Here is a 25,063-nt window from a genome sequence, read left to right on the forward strand (position 1 = left end):
CGACCCGTCCGGTGTCCGCCGCTGCGGCGGTTGTCCTCGGCGTCCCAGAGGATCGGATAGCGGATGATGACCCGTATGAGATCGGTACCCGAGTGGCTCAGACCGTCGCTGTGGGGGCTGGCGATCCGATCCGCGCTGGCCGCCGGCGTGGTCGTGACCATCGCCCTGGCGCTCGGGGCGACGGCGCTGCTGTTCGTACTGGACCGGTCCCTGCTCTCGGGACTCGATGACGCCGCGACCGCCCGGGCCCAGGACATCACCACCAGCCTGCGGTCGGACCCACCCGCCGACCTCGACGCTCAGCTCCTCGACACCAATCAACGCATCACGCTCGTTCAGGTCATCGACCGGGCCGGACAGGTGGTGCGGACATCGGACACCGACCCCGGCACCCCGGCGACCGATGTGCGGCCACCTGCCGGTGGTCCGCCGGTGCCGGGACTGATCGGGCGGACCGAACGTGGGGCGGATCTGCGGATCACCGCGCAGGGCGCCCGCGGCGTCGACGGCGAGTACACCGTCCTGGTCGGAGCGAGCGAGGAACCGGTGGAAGCCACCCTCGCCACGGTGGGTGGGCTTCTCGCCCTCGGTGGTCCGGTCATCGCCCTCGTCGCCGCGGTGGTGACCTACAAACTGGTTCGGCGCTCCCTGCGGTCGGTCGAACACATCCGCACCCAGGTCGCCACGATCTCGAGCACCGACCTCGGTGAACGGATTCCGGTGCCCGCACCCCGGGACGAGATCGCGGCGCTGACGCGGACGATGAACGACATGCTCGCCCGTCTCGAGGCCGGCCACACCGCGCAACGCCGATTCGTCGGCGACGCATCACACGAGCTGCGCAGCCCACTGGCCACCGTCACGATGGCCCTGGAGCTGGCCGACGCCCGGCCGGAGATGCTCGACCGCGAACTCGTCCGGGACACGTTGCTGCCCGAGGTCACCCGGATGCATCTGCTGGTCGACGATCTGCTGCTACTCGCCCGCGCGGACGAGCGCGGTCTGCCGCTGCGGCTCGGCGACGTGGATCTCGACGACGTGGTGGACACCGAAGTCCACCGCGCCCGAGGCGAAACCGGTAAGACGGTCACCGCATCACTGGCCGCCGTGCGGATCGGCGGCGACCGCACTCAACTCGAGCGTGTGATGCGCAACCTCATCGACAACGCCGTCCGGTTCGCCGCACATGCTGTGCACGTGGAGGTCTCGCTGCGCGGGAACACCGCGCAGATCACGGTGTCCGACGACGGGCCGGGCATCCCGCAGCCCGACCGGGCCCGGGTCTTCGAACGGTTCGTGCGACTGGACAACGCCCGTGAACGCGACCGCGGCGGTTCCGGCCTCGGCTTGGCCATCGTCGCGGAAATCGTGTCCGCCCACCGCGGTTCGGTGCGGATCGGTGAGAGTGCGCAGGGCGGGGTGCAGGTCGTGGTCACCCTTCCGGCGACTCCGGTGACTCCGGTGTCTCCGGCCGAGTCGTGAGCCGATATCCGACGCCGCGGACCGTGTCGATGGTGTGCGCGCCGAAGGGTGCGTCGATCTTCCGGCGGAGATACCCGACGTACACCTCGACGATATTTTCGTCGCCGTCGTAGTGCGCGTCCCACACGTTGCGCAGAATTTCGCCCTTCGTCAGGGCAGTGTCCGGATTCCGCAACAGGAACTCGAGGACCCCGAATTCGCGAGGAGTCAGGGCCAGCTCTTCGTTACCGCGCATGACGCGGCGCCGCGCCGGGTCGAGGCTCAGATCACCCGCGGTGAGCAACACCGGGCGCGCCGGCGCGGCGCGGCGCACCAATGCGCGCAAGCGGGCGACAAGGACCACGAAAGAGAACGGTTTGACCAGGTAGTCATCGGCACCGAGATCGAACGCGTCGGCCTGGTCGTACTCGCCGTCCTTGGCGGTCAGCATCAAAATCGGGGTCCAGATCTGCTTGGCGCGAAGTGCACGGACAATTTCGTATCCGTTGAGTCCGGGCAGCATGATGTTGAGGACGATCGCATCGAAGGTGTCCTCGGTGGCGTGCCAGAGACCGTCCTCACCGGTAGCGGCGGTGACCACCACGAACCCCTCGAGTTCGAGGCCGCGGCGAACCACATTCGCCAACCGAGCTTCGTCCTCGACGACCAGCACTCTCATCAGGCGCCTTCCGATCCAAGGGGTGACGTCTGCCGATGGCGCTACCAGTATGTGGCGGCCCGCCGTTCGGAGTTGTGATGTCATGTGTACGCCGGAGAGGAACAGCTCCCCGATTGGGAGTTTAACGTCATGTGCGACGCCTACGTCGGCGACGTGACGACGGGGGTGGGTTGAGGATGGCTCGCATCACCGCGGATGACCTGAGTGCGCGGCGAGGCCGTCGGTGCGCGCACTGACCACCGCACACCGTGTGCAGTCCTCACCCCGACCGTGGGTGTCGCCCAGAACTTACGCGGGGTATGCCACGGCCTTCCCGAGGACGCGGATGCCGACACGGTCGCCGGGTGTGAGTGTGGTGGCACCGAAGCGGCGCACGGTGACCCGTTCGGGGACCATGCCGTCTGCGGTGTTGAGGCGGATGCCGAGCAGCATCTCCGATCCGAGGTACTCGACGTCGACGACCGTCCCGGATACGCCGGCGCCGTCCGGGGTGAGTTCGATCTGCTCTGGCCGCACCATGACTCGGGCGTTTCCGTGGACGCCGTTCGCGGCGACGGCGACATCGCCGAGGGCGCAGCGGGCGCGGCTGCCGTCGACGTGTGCCGACAGCACGACGGCGTCGCCGATGAATTCCGCAGTGGGGACGTCGATGGGGGTGGAATAGATTTCGCGCGGGGTGCCGATCTGGGCGAGTCGGCCCGCGCGCATCACCGCGACCCGGTCGGCGAACGACAAGGCCTCGGGCTGGTCGTGGGTGACGAGGATGGTGGTGATCGCCGCCTTCGCGAGGACGTCGGCGACGATCCTGCGGGTGTTTGCCCGCAGCCCGGCGTCGAGTGCGGAGAACGGTTCGTCGAGCAGCATCAGTTCGGGTTCCCGGGCCAGCGCCCGCGCAAGTGCCACCCGCTGCTGCTGCCCACCTGAGAGCTGGTCGGGTCGCCGTGCCGCGTAGGACGGGTCGAGCGAGACCATCTCGAGTAGCTCGGCGATCCTCGCCGGGGTGCGGGCGCGGCGGGGCAGCCCGAACCCGACGTTCGCGCCGACCGTGGCGTGCGGGAACAGCGCACCGTCCTGGGCGACGTACCCCACCGACCGCCGGTGCGCGGGCGCCCATCCACCACCCGCAACGACCCGGCCGGCCAGTGCGATGGTGCCGGCGTCCGGCTTCTCGAAACCCGCGATCAGGCGGAGCAGGGTGGTCTTGCCGCAGCCGGACGGTCCGACGATCGCCGTGGTCGAACCCGACTCGACCGCGAACGCGACCCCGCGGAGGATCGTCGCCCCGCCGAACGACTTGTCGACGCCGTCCACTTCGAGTGCGTATGTCATAGTCCCGCTACCTTTTTCGACTGGGAGAAGAGCACGTACGTCATCGGCAGCGACAGCACGATCATGATGAACGCGTACGGTGCGGCACCGGCGTAGTCGATCTCGCTGCTGCGCGACCAGAACTGCATGGACAGGGTGCGGGTGCCGGTCGGGGCCAGCAGGAGGGTGGCGGTCAGTTCGTTCACGATCCCCAGGAACACCAGTGCCCCGCCCGCCGCCGTCGCCGGGGCGGCCAGTGGCAGCGTCACCCGGAAGAAGGCCGACAGCGGAGAGACCCCCAGCGACTGCGCCGCCTCCTCCAGCCCGACGGGCGCCTGCGCGAGCCCGGCCCGCAGATTGATCAGCGCGCGCGGCAGGAAGAGCAGCGCGTAGGCCGCGATCACGACGGTGACCGTCTGGTAGAGCGGATGCAGGTAGCGGATGGAGACGGTGACCAACGCCAGCGCCACGACGATGCCGGGCAGCGAACTCGAGACGTATGTGCCGCCCTCGAGGAACCGGCTGAATCGTCCGCGGTGGCGGATCGAGATCCAGGCGATCGGGAACGCGAGTACACACGTCACGACGGCGCCGGCGATGCCGAATCCGAGGGTCTGGACCAGCGCGGCGGCAACGGTATCCAGTTCCCAGACCGTGCTCCCGCCGATGACGAGCCAGCGCAGGACACTGATCACCGGGACACCGACGGACGCGGCGATCAGCACCCCGAGGAACAGCAGCACGATCGGCGAATACCGCCGGCCGAGTTCGGCGGGGACGGCGCGGCGGGCGGCACCCGATCCGATCCGGGCGTACCGGGCGCTGCCGCGGACGACCGATTCGGTCACCAGCAGGGTCAGGCAGAGCAGCACCAGGACCCCGGCGAGCATGGTCGCCGCGGCTCCGTTGAAGGTGGACTGGTACTGCTCGAAGATCGCCGTCGTGAACGTGTCGAACCGGATGAACACGAAGGCGCCGTATTCGGCGAGAAGGTGCAGCGAAACCAACAGCGCTCCACCGGCGATGGCGAGCCGCAGCTGCGGCACCACGACGCGGAAGAACACCGCCCACGGGCCCACGCCGAGGGCCCGCGCCGATTCCTCGACGGCCGGGTCCAGCCGGCGCAGCGTCGCCGCCGCGGGTATGTAGACGAGCGGGAAATACGACAGGGTCGCGATGAGGACACCGCCGTGCAGCCCGCCGAGGGAGGGAATCGCCGTCACCCACGAATAGCTGTTCACGAACGCCGGCACGGCCAGGGGCGCCGCGAGGAGCACCGCCCACACCTTCGCCCCGAACACCCGGGTGCGCTCGACGAGCCAGGCGGCCGTGACACCGACGACGACGCAGATCGGCACCGTGACCACGACCAGCATCACGGTGTTGGTGAGCAATTCGCGGACCCGGGGCCGGAACAGCAGTGCCGACGCGGTGTCCCAGCCCGTGTCGACGCTCGCGGCGATCACGTACCCGAGCGGGATGAACGATGCGGCGACCACGATCACCGCGGCAACGGCCAAGGGCAGTGGCATGCCAGGCCGGGCGGTCGGGCGACGCGTCGTGTCCGCGTCCCCCGACCGCACGCGGCCGATCAGTGCGAGATTCAGAGCAAACCGGCTTCCGTCATCAGTTCGGTGACCTGCGGGCTGTTGAGCTTCGCGGGGTCGACCTGCGGGGCCTGGAGTTCGGCCAGGGGAACGAGCTTCGGGTTCGCCGGCACGCCACTGCCGACGGTGTATTCGAACGACGTCCCGGTCTGCAGGACCTCCTGCCCCTTCTGGCCGGTGACGAACTTCAGGAACTGCTGCGCCGCGTCCTGTTTCGTGCTGGACTTCAGGACGCCGCCACCGGATACGCTGACGAACGCACCGGGGTCCTCGTTCTTGAAGTAGTGCAGCGCGACGTTGTTGCTGTTCTCACCGGTCTTGGCCTGATCGCCGAACCAGTAGTAGTGATAGATGACGCCGCCCGGGATCTCCCCGGCGTTGACGGCCTTCATCACCGCGCCGTTGCCCTTGTAGGTGCGGACGTTGTCCTTCATCCCGGCCAGCCACTCACCTGTGGCGTCCTCACCCTTCAGCTCGAGCAGTGCGCTGACGATGGCCTGGAAGTCGGCGCCCGACGGGGAGGCGGCCCAGCGGTCCTTCCAGGCGGGGTCCTGCAGGTCGAGCAGCGACTTCGGCAGCTGGTCCTGGGGCAACTTGTCCTTGTTGTATGCGAAGACGGTGGACCGGGCCGCGATGCCGGTCCACTTGCCGCTCGACGGCCGGTACTGGCTCGGAACCTGATCGAGGACGTCCTGGTTCACGTCGGCGAACAGCCCGGCGTTCTCGACCAGCGTCATCGCGGGGGAGTTCTCGGTGAGGAACACATCGGCCGGCGACTGGTCCCCCTCGGCCACGAGCTGGTTGCCGAGCTCGGTGTCGCTGCCGTTGCGCAGTTCCACCTCGATGCCGGTCTCCGCGGTGAAGGCGTCGGCCCATTCCTGGGTGAGCGACTCGTGCTGGGCGTTGTAGACGGTGATCTGGTTGGCTCCGCCGGAGTCCGTCCCACCATCCGAACCGGAGTTCGAGCATCCCGACACCGTCATCACCGCGGCGGTGGCCAGTGCCAGCCCCGACATCAGTCCGATCCGCATCCTCATCGATTGTCCGTCCTCTACCGCAGCGGGACCTGTCCCAGCCGTCTCCAGAAAATGATGCTACATACAGGATTGGCAAACCTAACCATCCGGATCTTGGTGGACCGGTTCACAGTCCCCACTCGGTCGGTCGAGAACTTCTGGGACTTCATGACGACCTTGAAGTCCCGCCATTTCACACTGAAGTTCAGATCGCCGCCAGTCACGGTGACAGTTCAGGACACCGGGTCGGTCATCGAAGCGTTCGACGAGCAGGGGCACGAAGTCCCGAACCTTTCGGCCGCGGAAACGGTCGTACACAGACATCACCACGGCGCTCACTTCACCCTTCACCTCCCGGGATGTCCGGGTGTCTGCGGGTCAGCCTCTCGATGAGCTGGCGTTCCTCGTCGGTGCCGTTCACCTTTCCAGCGTCCGATCCGTGCGCGGGTGGTCGATATTCAACGGAACGTATGGCGCCGCCCTTCGCTTCATAAAGACACGCCGAAGGGCATGGCATATTCGTCCGCCTGATAGGCGCTACCTGTTCATTTCCCATTCACCGAGGATTAGGGTTGCGGGTGGGGGTAATCGAGCCCATTGCGCAACTTCGTTGTGGGCGTGCGTTTCGCGAAATCGGGTGAATGTGATGAACATTCTGAAGAGCACTGCGCGGGTTGTCACCGGGGCGGGGGAGGCCGCCACAGCCGCGGTCGGTGCGGTGGGCGGCGCCGCGGTGGGAAGCTTCGGGGGAAGTATCCGAGGCGCCGTCGAGGGCGCCTATGACGGCGCCCAATATGGTCGCCGTTCGACACCGGTGGCGTTGGCGACTTTGGGCGCGGTCGGCGCGGCTGGGTTGGTGGAGTGGCCGATCGTCCTCGCCGCCGGCGGGACGGCGCTGGTGTTGCGCCAGTTCAAGCCCGAGCCCTCCGACCGGAGCGTGAAATCGAAACCGGAAGGTGTGTCCTCCCCGAGTGGACCGAAAGTCGTGTCGCCCCCGAATGGGCCCACCGCGGTATCCTCTCCGAGTCCCCGCGCCAAACGTACGGCTTCCGGAAAGACTTCCGGGGCAACGCCGTCGACCGTCCCGGCGCAGCCGCACCCGTGAGTGCCGGATGGGTGAAGGACCTCGTGTCCTTCCCCGGCCGGTGCGTGCGCACCGGAACGCACGCGGCCGCCGCCGGCGCCGCGGCAGCCCTCGACGCCACCCTGGTCGGTACGGCCACCGCGCTCGGGGTCGGGTCGGTGTTGCTCAAGGCCCCGGTCGCGGTGCCCACGCCGTCTCCGGGTGCCGTCGCAAGATCCGTTGCCGGCCTGGCCCGGGAGGCCACCGGGGGGACACCGGTACGGCGATTCGGCTCGGGTTCCGGGCGCACCTGGATCGAGGTGCGCGGTCTCGACGGCCCGCACGGCCCGGCGGTGGCGGAGCGGGCGCTGTCCGCGGTGCGCGCGGTGCCGGGTGTCGAGAGGGCGGAACTGCATCGTCCGTGGTCGCGGCTCGTGGTAACCGTCGGGCCGGACGGCCCCAGCTCGCAGACGCTGTGCCGGGTTGTCGACGAGGCCGAAACTGCAGTGGACACAGAGGCTTCGGGTAGATGCCCCATCGACCTGCCCGGCGACGACGCGGTCCTGGTCGCCCGGGTGGTCGGCGCCGCGGTATCGACCCTGGGATTGGGTGTCGCGTTGGTGGGGCGATTCCTGCGGCTGCCCCGGCTACCCGCAGCCCTGGCGTCCGGGGTGATCTCGGTCGACTATCAGCCCCGGCTGCGACGACTCGTGGAAAGTGCGGTGGGCCCCGACGCCACCGACCTGCTGTTCGCGGCCGCGACCGCGACCGCATACACGGTGACGCTGTCCCCGGATTCGCTGGCCATCGAGGCCGCCAGGCGCGGCGCGCTGGTCGCGGAGGCCTGGTCGGGACGGCGGGCGTGGCAGCGGATCGAGCCGACCCTGACCGCCGCCGTCGACGGCGAGCCGCAGGCCGGGTGGCGGCCCGACCGCACCACCGGTCCGGTCGAGCGCTATTGCGAGCGCGCCGGCCTGGTGGGACTGGCCGGCGACGTCGCGATCGGGGTAATGACCCGCAACCCGGCCGACATCGGCACCGCCACCCTGGTGTCCGCCCCCAAGGCCACCCGGACGGCGCGGGAGCTGTTCGCCGGCACCCTTGACCGGGGGCTGGCCGACCGACACGACGTACTGCCCCTACGCCCCGAGGCGCTGCGCCGCCTGGACCGGGTCGACGCGGTGGTGATCGATCCCCGCGTCCTCTACACCCCGATTTTGACCGTCAGCCGCGTCCGCGGCGTCCGGGACCGCGACCGGACCCGGGTGTGGGAGGCAGGCCGCGCCGCGGTCAATCAGGGCCGGCTCGCCGCGGGGTGGCATCCCGTGACCGCCGTGCCCGGCGTCGCGGACACCACCCCGGACGACCCTTCTGCCGACGATGATGCCCGGGTGCTGGTCAGCCCGGTCCACGACCCGTACGCCTCCGCGATCGTCGCCGAAGCCCGCCGCGCCCAAGCCCAGGTGATCTCGATCGACGACGACGGACTCCGCTCGCTGCGCAACGGATTCGATCGCCTCGACCCGATCACCGGGTCGATCGATGACACCCTGCGCGAAACCGTGGCACACCTTCAGCGAGACGGCACGACGGTCGCGGTGGTCACGGCGCAGGCGCCGCAGGCCCTCGCACTGGCCGACGTCGGCATCGGCGTCACCCGCGCGGGTAACCCACCGCCGTGGGGCGCGCACCTGTGGGCCGCCGACCTGACCGGGGTATGGCGCATCCTGCACGCGTTGCCCGCGGCGCGCACCGCCAGCCGCCGCGGTGTGCAGATCAGCGTGCAGGCGTCCGCGCTCGGCACCCTGCTGATGCTGCCCGGTATCCCCGGCAGCGGACCCGAGTCGGTCACCGCCGGCGCGGCCGCCGGACTGTGGATCGGACGCGCGCACGCCCGCGGAGTACTCACCGCGCCCCTGCCCGCACCGCGGCCGGGACACGAGTGGCACGCAATGCCCACCGAGGAAGTGCGCCGGCTCCTACCCCCACCGGCAGCAGACTCATCGGGGCAGGAACCCCAATCAGTCCCGAGCCGGTCGTGGAGCGCACCGCTCCTCCGAATGATCCAGCCCCTCACCGCGGGGTGGCGCTTTGTCCGCGCGGTGCGCGAGGAGCTGGACGATCCACTGACCCCGGTGCTGGCGACCTGTTCCGCGGCGAGTGCGGTGCTGGGCTCGCCGATCGACGCCGTCCTGGTCGGGTCCGTGGTCGTGCTCAACGCCGGCATCTCGGCAACCCAGCGACTGCGGGCGGAAGAGGTTTTGAATCGTCTTCTCGCGGTGCAGGATCCGACAGCACGGAAGATCCCCTATCGCGAGACAAACATCGGCGGTGACGTCGGCTACATCGAGGTCACCGCGGACCGGCTCCGGCCGGGCGAGGTGATCGAGGTCCGTCCCGGTGAGGTGGTCCCGGTGGACGGGCGGCTGCTGGGGGCCGCGGGCGTCGAGGTCGACGAGTCGGCGCTGACCGGGGAATCGCTGCCGGTGGCCAAACAAACACTCCCGACACCGGGTGTGCCGTTGGCCGAGCGGAGCTGCATGCTCTATGCCGGCACCACCGTGCTGACCGGAACCGCGGTCTTACTGGTGACCGCGACCGGCCGGGGCACCGAGACCCGGCGCGCCACCGCCCTCGCGCCCGCGAAGAGCCGGGAGGTCGGGTTGCAGGCCCAGCTGAGCCGGTTGACCCGGCGGGCGATGCCGATCAGTTTCGGGGGCGGCGCCGTCGTGACCGGGCTCGGTCTGCTCCGTGGTGCCGGGGTCCGGTCCGCGGTGACCAGCGGTGTCGCGGTGATCGTTGCGGCCGTCCCCGAGGGACTGCCGCTGGTGGCGACCCTCGCGCAGATGTCCGCCGCCCGCCGGCTCACCCGGTCCGCGGCGCTGGTCCGGGTCCCGCGATCGGTCGAGGCCCTCGGGCGGGTGGACGTGGTCTGTTTCGACAAGACCGGCACCCTCAGCGAGAACCGGCTACGTGTGTCCGCCGTGGAGCCGGCACCCGGCTGCTCCCGGCAGCAGGTGCTGTCCTTCGCCGCGCGGACCGGGTGGTCGTCGAACGGCGGGCCACCCGACCACGCCACCGACGTCGCGATCGTGGACGCCGCCCACACCGAATCCGCCGATGAGGACCGTACGCGACGGGCCGCGTACCTACCGTTCCGCTCGGGCCGCTCCTACGCCGCCGCGGTGTCCGGCACTCATCTGGCGGTGAAGGGCGCACCGGAAGTGATGCTCGAGGCGTTCGGCGACGCCGACTCCGCGCTCGAGGAGCGGGTGCAGTCGATGGCGGCGGCCGGGCTGCGGGTGATCGCCGTCGGAGGGCGCGAGCTCACTCCAACCGAAGTGGCTGGGGCCACCGACGATCCCGCGGTGCTCGAAAAGCTGTCCGCGGGGAAGCTGCACCCGGTCGGGCTCCTCGGACTGTCCGACACTCCCCGCGCCGACGCAACCAACTTGCTGCCGGCCCTGATCGAGCAGGATGTTGCCGTCCGGCTGATCACCGGGGACCACCCGGTCACCGCCGTCGCCATCGCCGACGAACTGGGCATGCCCGTCACCCCGGACCAGGTGATCAGCGGTACCGACTGGGATACGCTGCCGCACCGCGAGCAGGAGCTCGCCGTCGAGAACTGTCTGGTCTTCGCCCGGATGTCCCCGGAACACAAGGTGCAGATCGTGCAGACCCTGGAACGGATCGGCCGGGTGTGTGCCATGGTCGGCGACGGCGCCAACGACGCCGCCGCCATCCGCGCCGCCAGCGTCGGCATCGCCGTGGCCTCGCACGGCAGCGCTCCCGCCCGCGGCGCCGCCGACGTCGTCCTCCTCGACGGCAAGGTCGGGGCATTGCTCGACGCCTTGGACGAAGGGCGCCAACTGTGGCGGCGGGTGCAGGCCGCGGTCGCGGTCCTCGTCGGCGGCAACGCCGGAGAAGTGGCGTTCGCGCTGATCGGCAGCGCGGCCACCGGGCGCTCACCGTTGAACGCGCGCCAATTGTTATTGGTGAACATGCTGACCGACGCGCTTCCCGCCGCGGCCCTGGCGGTCAGCGCAACGAATCACAACGGGGCCGATGTCACCCACGGGCCGGACGAGGCGGCGCTGCTGCGCACCGTCGCCTTCCGCGGCGCCACCACCGCCGCCGGTGCCACCGCAGCCTGGGCCATGGCCAGCGTGACAGGCGGTCCCCGGCGTGCCTCCACCGTTGCCCTGGTCGCACTGATCGGAACCCAGCTCGGACAGATTCTGCTGGACTCCCGCAGCCCGCTGGTCGTCACCACCTCGGTCGGCTCGATCGCCGTCATGGTGGCACTGATCAGCACCCCGGGAGTGAGCCAATTCCTCGGCTGCGTGCCCCTCGGCCCGCTCGGCTGGGCCCAAGGGTTCGGATCCGCCGCCGCGGCGACCGCGGCCGCGGCGATCGCCCCCGACCTGCTCACCCGCACACCCGGGATCGGCTCCACGATCCGCGAACTACTCCACCCCGTCGGCAACCACGACCGCACCCTGTCCTACCCGGACAGTGCCGTCGACGTCCTCGAGAGGCGGAAGAATGGAGCCACTCCACAACCACTGGCACCGAGACAGTAACCAGCCGCGGATGATTCAGTCGATGATCTCGACCACACCCACCCGCGCCAGCAGCGCGTACAGCTCCCGCAACGGCGGCGTGAACACCCGCGCCACCACGGACACCACCGGATCTCCACCCACATCGACCACAGAATTCGCCACGCTGCCACCCTGCGCACCCGAAACGAACCCCCGGTAAACCCCACACAGTGCGGAGGCAAGCAATGACCGACAAGTCACCCACCACCCGGTCGCACCGGGACACCGTCGAACGTGTCCGGCACGCCGACAGCTTCGCGGTGAACCTGCCGATCGTCGGGAGCGTCGGCATCCCCCGACCCGAGCACCTCGCGTTCTACGCCGCCCTCGGCGCCCTCGCGGCGCTGGAAATCATCGAATGGCCCGTCGCCGCGATCATCGCCGCCGGGCACGTCATGGCCGCCGAGAAACACCACCGCGCCCTGCACGAGATCGGCGACGCCCTGGAATCTGCCTAACACTGCAGGAGGGGTCGGGCGCGGCGATGAGGGCGGCGCAATCACCATCGCGGCGGCGGTTCAACGAACGTCGTCACCATCGCGGGCCTACCTGACCTCCACCGGGTTCGCCGATACCCAGCCCCTGGCGAATTCCGCGGCCCGTGGTGGCAGCACCCGCGCCATCGCCACCGCCATCCGCACCGGCCAGTCGTGAGCGTGCCCGAAAAGCGGGTACTTGGTGGGGATGGACAGCACAGACGACCGGGACGACGCCGCTTGGAATCGCCAGGTTCGGCACGAAACCGAAACCCAGCGACTCGACCGCAACTGGAGCAATCTGCTGCAGGAGCTACGGGTGGTGCAGACCGGCGTCCAGCTGCTGACCGGCTTCCTGCTGACCCTGCCGTTCCAGCAACGTTTCCAGGATTTGTCCGACACACAGGAGGTGATTTACCTCGTCACCGTCACCTGCTCGGTCACCGCCACGATGATGCTGGTCGCCCCAGTCGGATTACACCGACTGCTGTTCCGCCAGCATGCTCTTCCCACCCTCGTCGCGACCGGACAGCGACTGGCGATCGGCGGCATCACCGTGTTGGGCTTCGCCCTCGTCGGTGTCGTCCTGCTGATCTTCAGCTTCGTTGTCAACATGCTCGCCGGGGTGATCGCGGCCGCAGTGGCCCTGCTGATGTTCTTCGGTTTCTGGATCCTTCCGGCACTGGTCGGCCGCCGCTCCACCGGCAACGCCCCGACACCACACGAGACGACGTGAGCCACGACGTTCGCCCCCCTCTCGAGTGGACAGATCGCGTCCGCCTGATGAAAGGCACGACGATGCGCCTGTGTCGGTACCACCGGGCGAGTCCGTCCGCGAGCCTTGCCCCGCGAAAGCCACTGGCGGTCTTGCTGTGGGGTGCAGACTGGACTCATGGTGTCCTCGCAGCGTGAGCGGGCCGTCAAATACGATCTGGGCCTCGATGTCCTGCTGCCGGATCTCGGTGGTCTGATCCCGGCCGGGGGACGCATCGAGAGCGCCGACGCGAACCCGTCGGCGGTCTATTACGACACCGCCGACCGCGACCTGCTCCGTCACCACATCACGCTGGCTCATCACACCGACGGCACCGACACCGGGTGGCAGTTGACGGTCCCCGCCGACAAGGCCCGCACCGACATCCGGATGCCGTCCGCCGACAGGGATGCGGTCCCCGACGAGTTGACCACCCTGGTTACCGGGATCGCACTGGGCGAACCCCTCCACCGGGTGGCAACGTTGTCCACCACTCGGCGCACCCACCGCCTCCTCGACCGCGACGAGCACCTCCTCGCGGAAGTCGCCGACGACCTGGTGCACGCCACCGTCGCCGGGGACGCCGCCCTGGTCAGCGAATGGCGGGAAATCGACGTCGAGCTCGGCGACGGCGTCGGACGGTCCCTGCTCACCACGGTCGGCACACGGTTCACCCGGGCCGGTGCCTCGCCGTCGACGCACACATCGACGCTCGACCACGCGTTCGCCGGCGACCACACCCCCACGGGCGTCGACTTCGATTCCCCGGCGCAGGAGGCACTCACCGTGTACCTCGACACCCAGGTCCAGGCGATCGTGGCCGGCGATGTGTGGCTGCGCCGCGGGCTGGACCCGATCCATTCCACCCGGGTGGGGATCCGACGGTTCCGCAGCACCCTGCGCGTGTTCAAGACATTGTTCGATGCCGAGGCCGCAACTCACCTCGACGCCGAATTGTCCTGGTACGCGGGGATACTCGGCGAGGTGCGGGACCGGCAGGTGCAACGGACACGGTTCGCGGACGCGGTCGCGGGCCTGCCGACCGAGCTGGTGATGGGGCCGGTCGCCGCCCGCATCGAAACTGATCTGCTCGCCGAGCAACACCGTTACCGCGGCCACGCGATGGACGCCCTCGGCAGTGACCGCTACCGGGACCTGATCGCCGCGGTGGGCCGGTGGCGCACCGCCCCACCCTGGGCTACCGCCGCCACCGATTCTGCGGTGACGAAGGCGACCCGCAAGGCCGGGCGGAAAGCGAACAAGAGGCTGACCGCCGCGGTCGCCGACCCCGACGACGCGGCGCTCCATCGGGCGCGCAAGGCCGCCAAGCGGGCCCGCTACGCCGCCGAACTCGCCGCCCCCATCCTCGGGAAGAAGAAGGCGACAAAGAAGGCCAAGAAATACAAGAAGATCCAGAAGATCCTCGGCGAGCACCAGGACAGCGTCGTGGCCGCGCAGACCCTCCGCACGCTCGGCGCCCGCGCCGGAGCCACGCCGGGCGAGAACGGATTCGCATTCGGGCTGCTGTACGCACTCGAACAACAGGCCGCCCAGCGGGCGCGGGCGGACGCCGCGCGTCTCGCTCACTGACCCCGCCCCGGAAGGGGCGGGCCTTCTTGGGGTGTCAATCATCGGCGTGGGCGCGGTCTACCCCAGACGCCCGCCCAAGACGACGCTAACGAGTACCGGCGACACGAGGCCGGCGGTCGGGCACCGGGGTGGACGCCACCTCTGGCAGCACGCCGTCAGCCCCTGTGGCTCAGTTGGTCCCTGCTCGCCGGGTCGACCCGGCGGGTCTGCGGGACGCGCGTCGCGGAGTCACGCGTTCTCCGGTGAGGGCCTCCACCACTCCGGCCATATCGTCCGAGGACAGGTCACCGTTCGACACGACCCCGCCGCCCTCATCTGATGCTTCCTCGCTGAACTTCTTCATCGGATACCACCTCCTCCTCCTCGAATCCTTTTGACAGGACAAACTATACAGTTGGAGGGCGGGGCGGGGCTCGACCAGGAGCGCCGTGAACCGCCGCGATACCCGGCAACCGAGTGTGTTTGCGGCCGCCGTGGTCGTCGGGCAACATCGGGTTCGTGCGCAGACTCCGCTGGCCCGTGACCGCAGCGCCACCGTGTGGCGGTGTCCAGGTGCACGGCCGCCGACTCCTGTCCGCGGACGCCCACCTGACCTTGGATTTGCTGCGGATCGTGGCGTATCCGTCCGGTCTCGCGGTGCACCTGACCCTGACCGCAACCGGCCAGCGGGCCGAACAAGCGCGGCATGAAACCCGCCCGCTCACCGACCCAGCGGACCCGTCGGCGCAATGGTCGTATCTGGAGGTGTGGGCCGGAACGGACGAACTTGCCGTCGCCGACCCATACCTGCACCGCCCCGATCGGCAGGAGTCGGCAGCGGGGACATGCCGGTACCGGACCCAGCCGATGTACTGGCTGCCGGCATCGCCACCGGTATCGATGGTGGCGCTGACCGCCGAGTGGCCACAGATCGGCCTCCCCGCGAGCGTGAGCACCGTGGCAACTGTTCCCAGCCGAACGCTCCTCAACACCCCGCCGCGGGTGACTTCCCGATGAGGCCTTGGGTCAGTTCCGTTCGACGCCCCAGACTCCGGATAGCGTGCGGTGAGTCGGGCGACCAGGTGGTGAGCCTCGGAAAGTCGCGCACGCAGGGTGTCCTCCTCCGGCCGTACGCGCGCACCCGGCCGGTCCGGGGCTCCGGGACGGCGTGCGTCGGCTTCGGTCTCCGCGATGCGGGCGGCCAGGACGTCGATCTCGGTGTTGAGCAGGTCCATGAAGACCTGCGCCTGGGCGATATCGGGGTCGTGCTCGATCGGTGTCATCCGGTGACCTCCTGCTCGACGCGACAGGATTCATGCCGCGGGATTCACACGAGACGGCAGCGCTGCGGCCTGGCGAAGATCGTGCAGCCCGCCGGTCGACACGTCAACCCGACGACGCAGACACTCGGCGGTGCCGGAGCCCGCGTTCCACCCTGAAGACCGTGAGAAAACAGCCCGACGCGGAATGTGCGGGAGGACAATTCTGGTCATGGACGTCACCGAAAAGCAGCATCTCGACGCGGTGCGCGCACAGCTGGTCCGCCGGTACCAGTTCGTCGATCCGGACCTGGTCGGCGAGATGGTCGACACCGCTCATCACCGGTTCGACGGATGCCGGATCCGGGACTTCGTCCCCCTGCTGGTCGAACGAGCCGCCATCAGGTCTCTCGACGCCGCCCTGGCCGCTGGGGCTGCAACACCCGCCACCGTGCCCGCTGCGGTCCCGGCCGAGCACCACACCATGCTCTAGGTGGCTCCGGTCGGCGATCACGAGGGGCGCAACGCGGCACCGATCAGCCGATACGTCGCCACCGCGACCAGACCGACGAGGCACCGGTGCGCCCCGCGGCAAGCAGCTGCGCCATCACGGCCCGCGTGGATTCGATCGGTTCGCGGTCTGTCTGCACCGACGGCGCCCGTGACCGGGCCGGTGACCGGGCCGGTGACCGACTCGGCGCGGTACACGTCGATCCAGAGGTCCCGTTCTCGGCCGCGATCGATGTTCATCGTGCCGTCGCCGACCACCTGGACGACTCCGAGCTGGCGGTCAGTGACGAACACCGAACCGTCCAGTTGCTTAGGTGCGGATCTAGCTTGGGGTCGTATCCGGACGATCTCGTCGAACACGTGCCCCTGGGCGATCATCGCGACGATGGACCCAAAAGGCTGGCTTAGTCAGGCGAATCGGATGATCGAGAGGACCCCGACGACCAGGCAGTAGACGGCGAACGGGGTCAACGTCCTGGTTGTGAAGTAGCGGGTGAGGAACTTCACCGACAGATACGCCGCGACACCCGCGACGAGCGCCCCGACCAGGATCTGCCCGTGCATGCCTTCGCCCTGCGGGCCGGCAAGGGTGGGCAGTTTGAGGACGCCGGCCGCGAGGATGACCGGGGTGGCCAGCAGGAAGGCGAACTTGGCGGCGTCCTCGTGGCTCAGGCCGCGGAGCAGGCCGCCGACCATCGTCACGCCCGACCGGCTGATCCCGGCGAGGAGGGCCAGACTCTGGATCACCCCGATGCCCGCCGCTTCCCGAGAGGTCAGGGCGGCCAGGGCCCGCTCGGGCGGTTCGTCCGACACCGCGTGTGCGTGTGCCCCGACTACGGCCGGCTCGACCGCCCTGGTCGACCGCCGTCGCAGGACCTCGCCGGCCGCGAGGACGAGGCCGTTGACCGTCAGAAAGATGGCGGCAGCAAGTGGTGTGGCGAACAGGGTGCGCAGCGGGTGTTCGAGGAGCAGGCCCAGGATCCCGACCGGGATGGTGGCCACGATGATCAGCCAGGCCAGCCGCTCGGTGGATGTCTCGATGCGGCGGGTTGCGCACGGTGGTGACGAACGCGCCGATGATCGCCACCCAGTCGCGGGCGTAGAAGATTAGCAGTGCGACGGCGGTCGCGACGTGCAGGGCGACGATGAAGGCGAGGAACGGGGTCCCGGAGTCGGAGTCGCCCTCGGTGACCAGGGTCTCCCACGAGCCGCCGAGCCACGCGGGCAGCAGGACCGAGTGGCCCAGGCTCGAGATCGGGAACAGCTCGGTCACGCCCTGGAGGGCGCCGAGGACGATCGACTGGGGGTAGGTCAGTGCAGACACCCGGACAGCATGGCCGCCGCGGTGGCCGTCGGCAACCCGGACGTCACCCGCCCGAGAATTCGCTGCGGTTCGGTTCCGACGCTGCGGGGCAAGGATTTTCGCGTGTACCCACGGAGATGGCGGGTCGACGGTACCCGATGGTCGTTGAGAATTCACTGAGAGTGTGAAACGAACCAAATAGTTTGTGCGACAAGGTATTTCGATGTCCGTTTTCGCATTGCTATGTTCGTGGTGGTCATGTACTCGACGCTCTCCGTTCATCGCGTGTTACCCGGGGGCCGTAACGCTGTCGCGGGATCGGAATACCGGTCCTGGCCCACGCCAGCCTCCTCACAGTTCCGCTCGGATGCGCCCCCGGCGCACCGCAGTGACCGTCCTCACGAGAGACACGACATGAACCAGGACAACATGGCATCCCGGCTGCGCCGGATCCTTTCCCCCGCCCGTACCGTCACCCTTCTCGGTCTGGCCGCGCTCACCCTCGGCCTGGGGACCGGCACCGCGAACGCCGCGGTGATCCCGATCGCCGACTCCTCGGCCACCAAGACCACCGTACTGGGCACGAACCTCGAGATCGTGCAGTCCGGGCAGTGGCTCAACGACGTGATCCCGCTCAACGGCACCCCGTTCGACAAGGACGTGTTCTTCGGCGGCAACACCGCGATCAAGTCCAGCGGCGGTACCCCGATCACCGCGGGCACCGTCGACGTCGGGGTCGAGGTCGGCTACATGCTCGACGTCTCCAACGGCTTCTCGCTCGGTGGGAAGGTCGGTATCACCCCGCAGGAGGGGCTCGGCCTCCCGGTCGGCGGCCTGCCCACCTTGACGATGTCCGTGCAGACACCGCTCGAGGGCAACTGGGTGGTCCCGATCCGTCCCGGGCAGATCGTGGCCGTCTCCCTCGACAAGAAGACGATGACCACGGGCAACGGCAACGTCAACCTCGACAACATCCACTTCCAGATCAACGGCGCCGGCGGCCCGGTGTCCCTGCGCACCTACTCGCAGTGGACCGCCTCCACCAAGGAAACCGACGACTCCTTCGCCGCCTACGGTCCCCCGATCACCCTCTAGGAACTTCGGCTCCGACCCGGTCCCCGAGCCGCCGACCCCGGCCCGGTCCCAACGAACACCAAGGAGATTCCCATGCTGCTCGATGCCCTGCACTTCGTCGTCAAGACCCCCACCACCAGCCTTCTCGACGCCATCATCCAGTCCATCCAGTGGTTCACCGGATCGTCCACCCAGACCGTCTGATACACCGCGGTTCGGCGCTCATCCTCCACCCAACTGAATGCGGCCGCGTCCCTCATCCGCGGCGCTCCTGTTCCCCACCTCCCGTCCACAGGAAGGTGGGGAACAGGAGCGCCCGGGCCCACCGTCGTCGTCTTCGTTCCTCTCCGGCCCCGTATCCCTGATCAGCTCGGGCGGATGCTTCGGAGTGGACAGGTGGTGCGGCCGGATGCGCCAAGCGACCTGACTGGTCTCGAATTGGCCGACTGTCTCGGCCCGCTATATGCCAGCGGCGGGAATGCTCGTCACAGCCGACGAGGCGGTCGTCGCCGACCGTATCGTCTACTGGGTCGAACCCTTCGACAGGCAGCTGTAGCTACGGTGAAGATCATCCGACCAGTTCACCCTGCCCGTGGCAGTCGACGATCTGGCTGCTCGTAAGGTTGCTGGCGTATCGCTTGACCTGGAACACAACCCGCGCATTCGGCACGTCTGTGTTCGGGACAAAGACATCGATGCCTCCGTCTCCTTGGCCCGGTCGCATCCGTACCGCCTCAGGGTTCTCCCGACACAGCAACATCGCGACAACGGCTTCGACTTCCTCGCCACTGCACCTAGTCCACTCGACACGCGCCACTTCTCAGCCCTTCCGCAGGGATTTCACTTTAGGTGCCGGTAGAGAGTCGTCCGACCTACCCCCAGGATCTCGGCGATGTCGACGAGGGGCATTCCGTTCTCGCGCATCTTGTGCGCTTGCCGAATCTTGTTCGCGGTCATCTTCGGTGGCCGGCCACCTATGCGCCCGCGGGCACGGGCGGCCGCGAGACCGACCTCGGTGCGCTCTCGAATGAGATTGCGTTCGAACTCGGCGAGGGCACCGAAGATCGAGAAGATCAGTTTGCCCCCGGAGGTGGTGGTGTCGATCGACTCGGTGAGTGACCGGAATCCAATGCCGCGCTCGTCGAGGTCCTCCACCGTCTGCAGCAAGTGTGGGAGCGATCGACCGAGTCGGTCGAGCCGCCACACGACGAGCGTGTCGCCTTCTCGCAGGTGGGAGAGCATGTCGTTGAGCTGGGGGCGTGATGTTGTCGCCCCGCTTGCGGTGTCTGTCCACACGCGCGAACAGCCGGCGGCGCTGAGAGCGTCCCTCTGCGAGTCTGCGGTCTGTTCGGCGGTCGAGACCCTCGCGTAGCCCAAAAGTTCGTTCACCTGACTTGCACAGTTTTAGTACCCCGGTCAACGTGTCGGTAGTTCCAGCGAGGTGAGGATGGCTGCGGCTTCGACGGTGAGCGGGTCGGCGGCGGTGTGGGGGTGGCCGGCGATGGTCAGGCTGATTTCTTGTAGCGGGCGCAGGGTTTTCACGATGTGCCCGATCGAGACTCCCGTCTCGGCCTGCAGATAGCGGGCGACCGCGAGCGCGGTGAACACGACCGTGAGGTGGGCTTCGATCGCGTCGCGGGTGTGGTGGAACATCGGCCGCGCCCGTAGGTCGGTTTTCGACATGCGGAACGACTGCTCGACATGCCAAAGGTCGTGATACTTGCCGATCACCTCGCCCGGGTCCATCAGTGTGGCGGGGATGTTGGCGACGTAGCCCTTCAACCCGACCAATGATCGGGCCCGATCGAGAGATGCGGTGTCGAGGGTGCGGCCTCCCGCGGTGGTCTTGACGAACCGCGTCGACTTCGGAGCTGTGCCGCCGTCGACGACCTCCCTGGCCCGGGCCTCCTGGGCGTTGAGTGTCTGATTGTCGCGGACCGCCCGTCGTTTCGAGTACTGCCAGACCGCCCGCCAGGACTTCGGATGTCCGGCCGCGTCCCAGACCGGTTCGGTGCGCTTGTTGACGTTGTTGACGGTGCTCTTCGCGTGCCGGGGAGTGACCGTATCGATTATCTGTCCGTCAGCAAAACTATTTCCGTTCCAATGGAAATGGTTTGCGAGATCGGCGGGGGCTTTGGTGACGCGGGACCCGACGATGAACTTGAGTCCGGCCTCGTCGAGGTCCTTGAGATTGCCGGCGGAGAGCATGCCTGCGTCGGCGGCGACAACCATCTCGACGCCCTCGATGTCGTGGCGGGCCTGGAACTGCCGGACGATCGGGACGATGGTATGGGTTTCTGCCTTGTTCCCTTCGAAGCAGCCGATCTCGAGGGGGAATCCGGTACGGTCGACGAGCAGGCCTACCACGATCTGCGGATCCACCCTGCGTTCCTTCGAATATCCGACCTTGCGCAGGTCGTCTTCCTTCTCTGCCTCGAAGTACAGCGTGGTGACGTCGTAGAGCACCAAGCTCAATCCGCCGGTCGCGGCGGCATGCTCGAAACATTTCTTCGCGACCCGGTCTCGGTAATCGTTTGTGGCGCAACGCTTCAATGCGTTGGCGTAGGTGTTGCGGTGGGCCGGGGTCAGGCCGATCTCGGCGACGACCCGGCTGGTGTCGCTCATCGATGTCGGCTCGACGAGCCGGCCGAGGACCAACTGGAAGAACGCGTCGTCGTCGACAGCGTCGAGACCCAGGCGTCGCCATCCGGTCTCGATCGCCTCGATCAGCCAGCGGGACCGTTTCGTCGCGATCACCGATCCGCGTTCCCCACCACCGCCGAGGTCGAGGTCGAGTTCCTGCTGGCCGGCCTGCAGCTTTTCCCGGGCCGCCTGCAACAGTGCCGCCAACTCGCCCTCGGTGTGGGCGGAACCGAGGTGCTCAAGGATCTTGTGGCGGCCCCCGTCCTTCGCGGCGATCTGCACCGCCGTCGCCCCCGACGCGGTCCGAACCTTGCGGATATAGGCAGCCACAACCGGCGATCCTACCGACCGATTAGTGCCCCATATCCCCGACCCGCGAATCCACTACCAGCACAAACGCCAGCCGAAGCGGGAAATCCCCATCGACCTGTGCAAGTCAGGTGAGAGCGTCCCTCTGCGAGTCTGCGGTCTGTTCGGCGGTCGAGACCCTCGCGTAGCCCAAAAGTTCGTTCACGAGCCTGGAGTGTTCCATAACTCACCGACAGGAGAACTTGTGAAACATCGGTTTGTGACACGGGTTTCGGAACATATCCGCCTGCTGGTCGGGCCGGGGAGTCGCGGATGTTTCAAAAACGTTCGATTTTGACACGCGCCCGATTCGAAGACCGCAATCGGTCGATTGCGGTCCGGCAAGTTTTCAGACCCGTAGGTCGTTCGCTGGACCGACAGTCCCCCACATGACGGATGTCGGACATGGGGCGCATAGTGAAAGCCATGCCTGACAACCGTCGCGTCACCGGATTGGACAAGTGGACTACGGAACGGCTCGAAGAATTCCTGGAGGACCTCGAGCGCGAGGCCGTGCCACATGCGGAACCGGGGAAACCGTTCCTCACCTATGACGCGGTACGCGCCGAGCTCGCTCGCCGGCGATCCGAACATCCCTAAAGGCTCAGGAACGGTCGATTTTGAAACGCTCGATCGGACAACCCTCATCCAGCTGACGATCGGGTGAGGTCGTGGCGACGATCGAACCGTTCGGCGCATCCAGGATCAAGCGTCACCTCGCGCGTGATGCGCTGCCCTGCGCCCTGAGTCACCGGCCGACGGCAAGCTTGAGTACGATTAATGGGAAGGCGTTTCTCTACGGAACTTGTACCGCCAAGTGAACGTTGACGATCTCGGCGGTAACCTTCGCCAACAGCTCCAAGTATTCCACATTTGACAATACTGCCGAATAATCGGGAAATGTTGTCGAAGCCGTGGGGTGAGCCACTTGATTCCTAAGTTCCATTAGCGAATTTAACGAGGCCTGCGCCTGAGCAGCGCACCGGCCTTCATCCTTCTCCGAATAGAACAACTTAATCGATGATTGTTTTCCGACTTCTTTCCAGAAATCTAAGAGTCCAACTCGCTTCAGGACATCGGCCATCACTGATGGCCTCATATTCGAATCTGTGATGGAGGCCATCTCGGCATTTATTGTGAAATTTCCACTAGTGTCCGAAGCTGCATCGACTAATTGCCTAAGTAAAAACATCGACTGAGCATCATCATACCCAAATTTCTTTGGACTCTGACAAACATTTAGCGTGTTCGCTCGCAAAGCTGATCGAAGATTGGTCGGCATCGCATCATACGTGCTAGCGCGAGAGGCCATTTCCTGCGCGGCCGCTTCCACTACTTGCCTAATAAAGAATTCGTACCGCCCTGCAAGATACAAGACCATAGACCCGGAAAGTATCGGCAAATCTGTCCTCACCGTGGTGGATCGCACCAAGAGTTGCGACGCTTCCGGCCACACGTCCTCTGGCTTGTTTCCAGAGATCGGGGAACTAGAACCGAACGATCGGAAATCACCAATAAGGCCGAGCAAATGGCGAGCGCGAGTCAGGTCAGCCAAGAAGTCGTCGAGCAAGGGCCGGGTTGTCGCTCCCGTCATATTGACCCTCCGAGGATCTGGGTGGCGAGAGCCACGCGATCCCGAACGGCTTGGATAGTATTTCCGCGACCGACTAGAATGTCGTATGACCTTTCGTCCCGAAGACTGTCAGCTAGTCTTTGGCGCACGCCTTGTGAATCGGCCTCTACATCAATGTCGGGATGAAGGCTGAGGGCTACCATCAAGGCGTCATACAACGGTCGACTTCGCTTTCCTGTTGATAATATAAACGGCCGACCTTCGAAAATCGTTGACAGCCGTTCAAGTGTAGAAGTAAACAATAAAGATAAGTCGTCAGATCCATCACTTGATATTTGAGAATTGTTGCTCATGTATTGGTCAAGAATTCGGCGTAGAGATCCTTTGTGGCCGTTCATTATCGCATCACGCAGGGCGAAGAATCGCAAAACCAATTCAGCGTCAGCGAGCGTTGAGTAAAGCGGATTTCGCAGCAGATCTTCCGGTGGATCCGACTCTTCATTGGCGGTTGGGCCGGGTATCCCCCATGCCTGGGTGAAAGCCTCAGTCCTAGCGAGTCGTATCAGCAGGGAGTTTAGCGGCCCGTTGTAGAGTGCGTTTCGGAGTTCCTGCGGATTTAGCTTAACCCCGCCTGTATTGAGGCGGTCGAAGAGGACTTGCCGTACATCGATCTCGTCTGCTGTCGGTTTACTAGTCTCGGCCAAGAGCACGACGGCTGGAAGGCTACGTCGAACTAGGCCCTTCTGGAGCACATTAGGCAGCGTAGTAAACCGCTTCCCGTTTAACTCCGGCCAATACTCCAGTCCGGTTAGCGCCATTTCGTTCGACAAAAATGTTCTAAGAGCTTCAAGTCGCTGACGCCCGTCGATCACTTCATATGCATTGTAATCATGTTCAAACAAGTATATAGGAGGAACTGGAATATTTAGAAGAAATGATTCAATAAGAAGTGATTTCTTTTTGTTATTCCAGCGAAGTCGCCGTTGATACTTAGGAGATGTATCAATCATCCCCTGTCCTGGTTGCAGGGCTACTCGAAGATAGTCCAACTGGTAGTCCTTGGTTTCTCGCACTACACGTAGCTGACTGGCGGCGTATTTCTCGGCTGGATCGCGCGAGACAGCGGATGGAAGCTCTTCGGCTTCTTCCTCGATTTCGAACCATTCTTCCACTTCTTGCTGGCTTGTGAGATCCGCTGGGCGTGACATGTAGTGGATCCTACCGACCTCAGGTAGGTTGACTCGAACCCGTGGCATTATTTGTTTCGATGAGCAATCAATAAACACAAGGGGCGGAGCCATGAGCTCCGCCCCTTGTGTTGGTGCGGAGCTGTGGCCTCCGCCCCCTGGTGTTGCCTACGCTCGTTTCGCGATCACAAGAAGAACCGCAAAGACGATGAGGACCAGTGCAACTGGTTCCATTTCCATACCCCCTATTCTCAGTCGATTGCGGGCACAACTCCGTTCACGACATGAGACAGTTCGGTCGGGGGTCAAGGAACGACCAACACCACTAGAATCATAAGCTTCCAAGGGCGCCCTTGGCGACGCTCTTTTGGCAGCTTTCCTAGACCCCATCCGAGGCGGCGATAGCTCTCCCGAGGGTGAGAGCGATTATCGACGCCTCCGTGCGGTTCAGTTCGGGGGCGGAGTTCGTCTTGAACCTAGTCGAGGAGGATGAAAGAGTTCGTCGCGATCGAGGGTGGTGTTCTGCCCGTGGATGCTAGTCGCGATTCGTCGCACACCACGTCTCGATGTCGACCGAGGCTGACTCTGCGGTGTGGTTGTGTTGTGGTGGTGGATAGTGCTGTGGG

24 protein-coding genes and 1 pseudogene are annotated in these 25,063 nt (G+C 66.5%); 12 read left to right on the forward strand and 13 right to left on the reverse strand.

Annotated features, from left to right (window positions below):
* The first annotated feature begins 75 nt into the window (after positions 1 to 75).
* Positions 76 to 1,482 (forward strand): sensor histidine kinase, encoded by a 1,407-nt coding sequence (locus RHA1_RS15280; RefSeq protein WP_041812417.1) that lies wholly within the window; start codon positions 76 to 78, stop codon positions 1,480 to 1,482.
* On the opposite strand, the gene RHA1_RS15285 is transcribed toward RHA1_RS15280, so the two are convergent.
* From RHA1_RS15285 to RHA1_RS15300, 4 genes are all read right to left on the reverse strand, one after another.
* A complete protein-coding gene (locus tag RHA1_RS15285; protein ID WP_011595804.1) occupies positions 1,433 to 2,140 on the reverse strand; it encodes a response regulator transcription factor in 708 nt (235 codons plus the stop codon). The genes RHA1_RS15280 and RHA1_RS15285 overlap by 50 nt on opposite strands.
* 288 nt (positions 2,141 to 2,428) lie before the next feature.
* Positions 2,429 to 3,469, reverse strand: coding sequence for an ABC transporter ATP-binding protein (locus tag RHA1_RS15290; protein ID WP_011595805.1), 1,041 nt, complete (start codon positions 3,467 to 3,469; stop codon positions 2,429 to 2,431).
* On the reverse strand, positions 3,466 to 4,980 hold the full coding sequence (locus RHA1_RS15295) for an ABC transporter permease (protein ID WP_237726900.1): 1,515 nt from the start codon (positions 4,978 to 4,980) through the stop codon (positions 3,466 to 3,468). The genes RHA1_RS15290 and RHA1_RS15295 overlap by 4 nt, the downstream gene beginning before the upstream one ends.
* Before the next feature lie 71 nt (positions 4,981 to 5,051).
* On the reverse strand, positions 5,052 to 6,092 hold the full coding sequence (locus tag RHA1_RS15300) for an iron ABC transporter substrate-binding protein (protein WP_011595807.1): 1,041 nt from the start codon (positions 6,090 to 6,092) through the stop codon (positions 5,052 to 5,054).
* 3 nt (positions 6,093 to 6,095) lie between these two features.
* On the opposite strand from RHA1_RS15300, the gene RHA1_RS50490 reads away from it, so the two are divergent.
* The 3 genes from RHA1_RS50490 (at position 6,096) to RHA1_RS15310 (ending at position 11,720) form a co-directional block, all read left to right on the forward strand.
* Positions 6,096 to 6,464 carry a hypothetical protein gene (locus tag RHA1_RS50490; RefSeq protein ID WP_167540940.1) on the forward strand — a complete coding sequence of 123 codons (369 nt, stop codon included), beginning with the start codon at positions 6,096 to 6,098 and terminating at the stop codon, positions 6,462 to 6,464.
* Between the two features lie 253 nt (positions 6,465 to 6,717).
* Positions 6,718 to 7,176, forward strand: coding sequence for a hypothetical protein (locus tag RHA1_RS51840; RefSeq protein ID WP_237726901.1), 459 nt, complete (start codon positions 6,718 to 6,720; stop codon positions 7,174 to 7,176).
* A gap of 23 nt (positions 7,177 to 7,199) precedes the next feature.
* Positions 7,200 to 11,720: a cation-translocating P-type ATPase gene (locus RHA1_RS15310; protein WP_011595809.1), complete on the forward strand. Its 4,521-nt coding sequence runs from the start codon at positions 7,200 to 7,202 to the stop codon at positions 11,718 to 11,720.
* Positions 11,721 to 11,735: 15 nt separating this feature from the next.
* On the opposite strand, the gene RHA1_RS51845 is transcribed toward RHA1_RS15310, so the two are convergent.
* Positions 11,736 to 11,864 carry an Rv1535 domain-containing protein gene (locus tag RHA1_RS51845; RefSeq protein WP_237726902.1) on the reverse strand — a complete coding sequence of 43 codons (129 nt, stop codon included), beginning with the start codon at positions 11,862 to 11,864 and terminating at the stop codon, positions 11,736 to 11,738.
* Between the two features lie 62 nt (positions 11,865 to 11,926).
* Here RHA1_RS51845 and RHA1_RS15315 point away from each other — a divergent pair, with 62 nt between their 5' ends.
* The 3 genes from RHA1_RS15315 (at position 11,927) to RHA1_RS15325 (ending at position 14,561) form a co-directional block, all read left to right on the forward strand.
* Positions 11,927 to 12,199 carry a hypothetical protein gene (locus tag RHA1_RS15315; RefSeq protein WP_011595810.1) on the forward strand — a complete coding sequence of 91 codons (273 nt, stop codon included), beginning with the start codon at positions 11,927 to 11,929 and terminating at the stop codon, positions 12,197 to 12,199.
* A gap of 226 nt (positions 12,200 to 12,425) precedes the next feature.
* Complete coding sequence (locus RHA1_RS15320; protein WP_011595811.1) at positions 12,426 to 12,953, forward strand: DUF6328 family protein; 528 nt, start codon at positions 12,426 to 12,428, stop codon at positions 12,951 to 12,953.
* A 156-nt stretch (positions 12,954 to 13,109) separates the two neighbouring features.
* On the forward strand, positions 13,110 to 14,561 hold the full coding sequence (locus RHA1_RS15325) for a CYTH and CHAD domain-containing protein (RefSeq protein WP_011595812.1): 1,452 nt from the start codon (positions 13,110 to 13,112) through the stop codon (positions 14,559 to 14,561).
* 169 nt (positions 14,562 to 14,730) lie between these two features.
* Here the strand turns inward: RHA1_RS15325 and RHA1_RS50495 are convergent, their stop codons facing one another.
* Positions 14,731 to 14,904 (reverse strand): hypothetical protein, encoded by a 174-nt coding sequence (locus RHA1_RS50495; RefSeq protein WP_167540941.1) that lies wholly within the window; start codon positions 14,902 to 14,904, stop codon positions 14,731 to 14,733.
* Between the two features lie 176 nt (positions 14,905 to 15,080).
* Between RHA1_RS50495 and RHA1_RS15330 the strand changes: the two genes are divergently transcribed.
* The 3 genes from RHA1_RS15330 (at position 15,081) to RHA1_RS15340 (ending at position 16,292) form a co-directional block, all read left to right on the forward strand.
* Positions 15,081 to 15,557 (forward strand): serine/threonine protein kinase, encoded by a 477-nt coding sequence (locus RHA1_RS15330; protein WP_237726903.1) that lies wholly within the window; start codon positions 15,081 to 15,083, stop codon positions 15,555 to 15,557.
* Between the two features lie 68 nt (positions 15,558 to 15,625).
* Positions 15,626 to 15,979, forward strand: a complete 354-nt coding sequence (locus RHA1_RS51185) for a hypothetical protein (protein ID WP_193384933.1) — start codon at positions 15,626 to 15,628, stop codon at positions 15,977 to 15,979.
* A gap of 52 nt (positions 15,980 to 16,031) precedes the next feature.
* The gene (locus tag RHA1_RS15340) at positions 16,032 to 16,292 is read left to right on the forward strand and encodes a three-helix bundle dimerization domain-containing protein (RefSeq protein WP_011595815.1); all 261 of its coding nucleotides are present in this window, start codon (positions 16,032 to 16,034) and stop codon (positions 16,290 to 16,292) included.
* Positions 16,293 to 16,309: 17 nt separating this feature from the next.
* On the opposite strand, the gene RHA1_RS15345 is transcribed toward RHA1_RS15340, so the two are convergent.
* Both RHA1_RS15345 and RHA1_RS15350 read right to left on the reverse strand, forming a co-directional pair.
* Positions 16,310 to 16,603 (reverse strand): hypothetical protein, encoded by a 294-nt coding sequence (locus RHA1_RS15345; protein ID WP_148228393.1) that lies wholly within the window; start codon positions 16,601 to 16,603, stop codon positions 16,310 to 16,312.
* Positions 16,604 to 16,717: 114 nt separating this feature from the next.
* Positions 16,718 to 17,633 (reverse strand): annotated as a pseudogene (locus tag RHA1_RS15350) (undecaprenyl-diphosphate phosphatase).
* Positions 17,634 to 18,026: 393 nt separating this feature from the next.
* Here RHA1_RS15350 and RHA1_RS15355 point away from each other — a divergent pair.
* Positions 18,027 to 18,707 carry an MspA family porin gene (locus tag RHA1_RS15355; RefSeq protein ID WP_041811475.1) on the forward strand — a complete coding sequence of 227 codons (681 nt, stop codon included), beginning with the start codon at positions 18,027 to 18,029 and terminating at the stop codon, positions 18,705 to 18,707.
* A gap of 547 nt (positions 18,708 to 19,254) precedes the next feature.
* Here the strand turns inward: RHA1_RS15355 and RHA1_RS53600 are convergent.
* Genes RHA1_RS53600 through RHA1_RS15370 form a run of 3 tightly spaced genes read right to left on the reverse strand, consistent with a single transcriptional unit; the run spans position 19,255 to position 21,659 of the window.
* Positions 19,255 to 19,503 (reverse strand): restriction endonuclease, encoded by a 249-nt coding sequence (locus tag RHA1_RS53600; RefSeq protein ID WP_148228394.1) that lies wholly within the window; start codon positions 19,501 to 19,503, stop codon positions 19,255 to 19,257.
* A gap of 23 nt (positions 19,504 to 19,526) precedes the next feature.
* Entirely contained in the window at positions 19,527 to 20,075 is a 549-nt protein-coding gene (locus RHA1_RS15365) for a recombinase family protein (protein WP_041811479.1), read from the reverse strand.
* A gap of 27 nt (positions 20,076 to 20,102) precedes the next feature.
* On the reverse strand, positions 20,103 to 21,659 hold the full coding sequence (locus RHA1_RS15370; protein ID WP_011595823.1) for an IS1634 family transposase: 1,557 nt from the start codon (positions 21,657 to 21,659) through the stop codon (positions 20,103 to 20,105).
* 444 nt (positions 21,660 to 22,103) lie between these two features.
* On the opposite strand from RHA1_RS15370, the gene RHA1_RS50500 reads away from it, so the two are divergent.
* Complete coding sequence (locus tag RHA1_RS50500; protein WP_167540942.1) at positions 22,104 to 22,277, forward strand: hypothetical protein; 174 nt, start codon at positions 22,104 to 22,106, stop codon at positions 22,275 to 22,277.
* A 196-nt stretch (positions 22,278 to 22,473) separates the two neighbouring features.
* Here RHA1_RS50500 and RHA1_RS49430 read toward each other — a convergent pair whose 3' ends face one another.
* Both RHA1_RS49430 and RHA1_RS46050 read right to left on the reverse strand, forming a co-directional pair.
* Positions 22,474 to 23,247 carry a HEPN domain-containing protein gene (locus RHA1_RS49430; protein WP_148228395.1) on the reverse strand — a complete coding sequence of 258 codons (774 nt, stop codon included), beginning with the start codon at positions 23,245 to 23,247 and terminating at the stop codon, positions 22,474 to 22,476.
* 20 nt (positions 23,248 to 23,267) lie between these two features.
* Complete coding sequence (locus RHA1_RS46050) at positions 23,268 to 24,458, reverse strand: DUF262 domain-containing protein (RefSeq protein ID WP_148228396.1); 1,191 nt, start codon at positions 24,456 to 24,458, stop codon at positions 23,268 to 23,270.
* Positions 24,459 to 25,063 lie beyond the last annotated feature (605 nt).

Source organism: Rhodococcus jostii RHA1 (assembly GCF_000014565.1).
GTDB lineage: Bacteria > Actinomycetota > Actinomycetes > Mycobacteriales > Mycobacteriaceae > Rhodococcus_F > Rhodococcus_F jostii_A.

Excerpts from the sequence above, each read along its gene's own strand:
- RHA1_RS15285 (WP_011595804.1), bottom strand. The coding sequence starts at position 2,140 with ATGAGAGTGCTGGTCGTCGAGGACGAAGCTCGGTTGGCGAATGTGGTT.
- RHA1_RS15290 (WP_011595805.1), bottom strand. The coding sequence starts at position 3,469 with ATGACATACGCACTCGAAGTGGACGGCGTCGACAAGTCGTTCGGCGGG.
- RHA1_RS15340 (WP_011595815.1), top strand. The coding sequence starts at position 16,032 with ATGGACGTCACCGAAAAGCAGCATCTCGACGCGGTGCGCGCACAGCTG.
- RHA1_RS46050 (WP_148228396.1), bottom strand. The coding sequence starts at position 24,458 with ATGTCACGCCCAGCGGATCTCACAAGCCAGCAAGAAGTGGAAGAATGG.
- RHA1_RS15300 (WP_011595807.1), bottom strand. The coding sequence starts at position 6,092 with ATGAGGATGCGGATCGGACTGATGTCGGGGCTGGCACTGGCCACCGCC.
- RHA1_RS50495 (WP_167540941.1), bottom strand. The coding sequence starts at position 14,904 with ATGAAGAAGTTCAGCGAGGAAGCATCAGATGAGGGCGGCGGGGTCGTG.
- RHA1_RS15320 (WP_011595811.1), top strand. The coding sequence starts at position 12,426 with ATGGACAGCACAGACGACCGGGACGACGCCGCTTGGAATCGCCAGGTT.
- RHA1_RS15325 (WP_011595812.1), top strand. The coding sequence starts at position 13,110 with ATGGTGTCCTCGCAGCGTGAGCGGGCCGTCAAATACGATCTGGGCCTC.
- RHA1_RS15355 (WP_041811475.1), top strand. The coding sequence starts at position 18,027 with ATGAACCAGGACAACATGGCATCCCGGCTGCGCCGGATCCTTTCCCCC.
- RHA1_RS50500 (WP_167540942.1), top strand. The coding sequence starts at position 22,104 with ATGCCTGACAACCGTCGCGTCACCGGATTGGACAAGTGGACTACGGAA.
- RHA1_RS15295 (WP_237726900.1), bottom strand. The coding sequence starts at position 4,980 with ATGCCACTGCCCTTGGCCGTTGCCGCGGTGATCGTGGTCGCCGCATCG.
- RHA1_RS51840 (WP_237726901.1), top strand. The coding sequence starts at position 6,718 with ATGAACATTCTGAAGAGCACTGCGCGGGTTGTCACCGGGGCGGGGGAG.
- RHA1_RS15280 (WP_041812417.1), top strand. The coding sequence starts at position 76 with ATGAGATCGGTACCCGAGTGGCTCAGACCGTCGCTGTGGGGGCTGGCG.
- RHA1_RS15315 (WP_011595810.1), top strand. The coding sequence starts at position 11,927 with ATGACCGACAAGTCACCCACCACCCGGTCGCACCGGGACACCGTCGAA.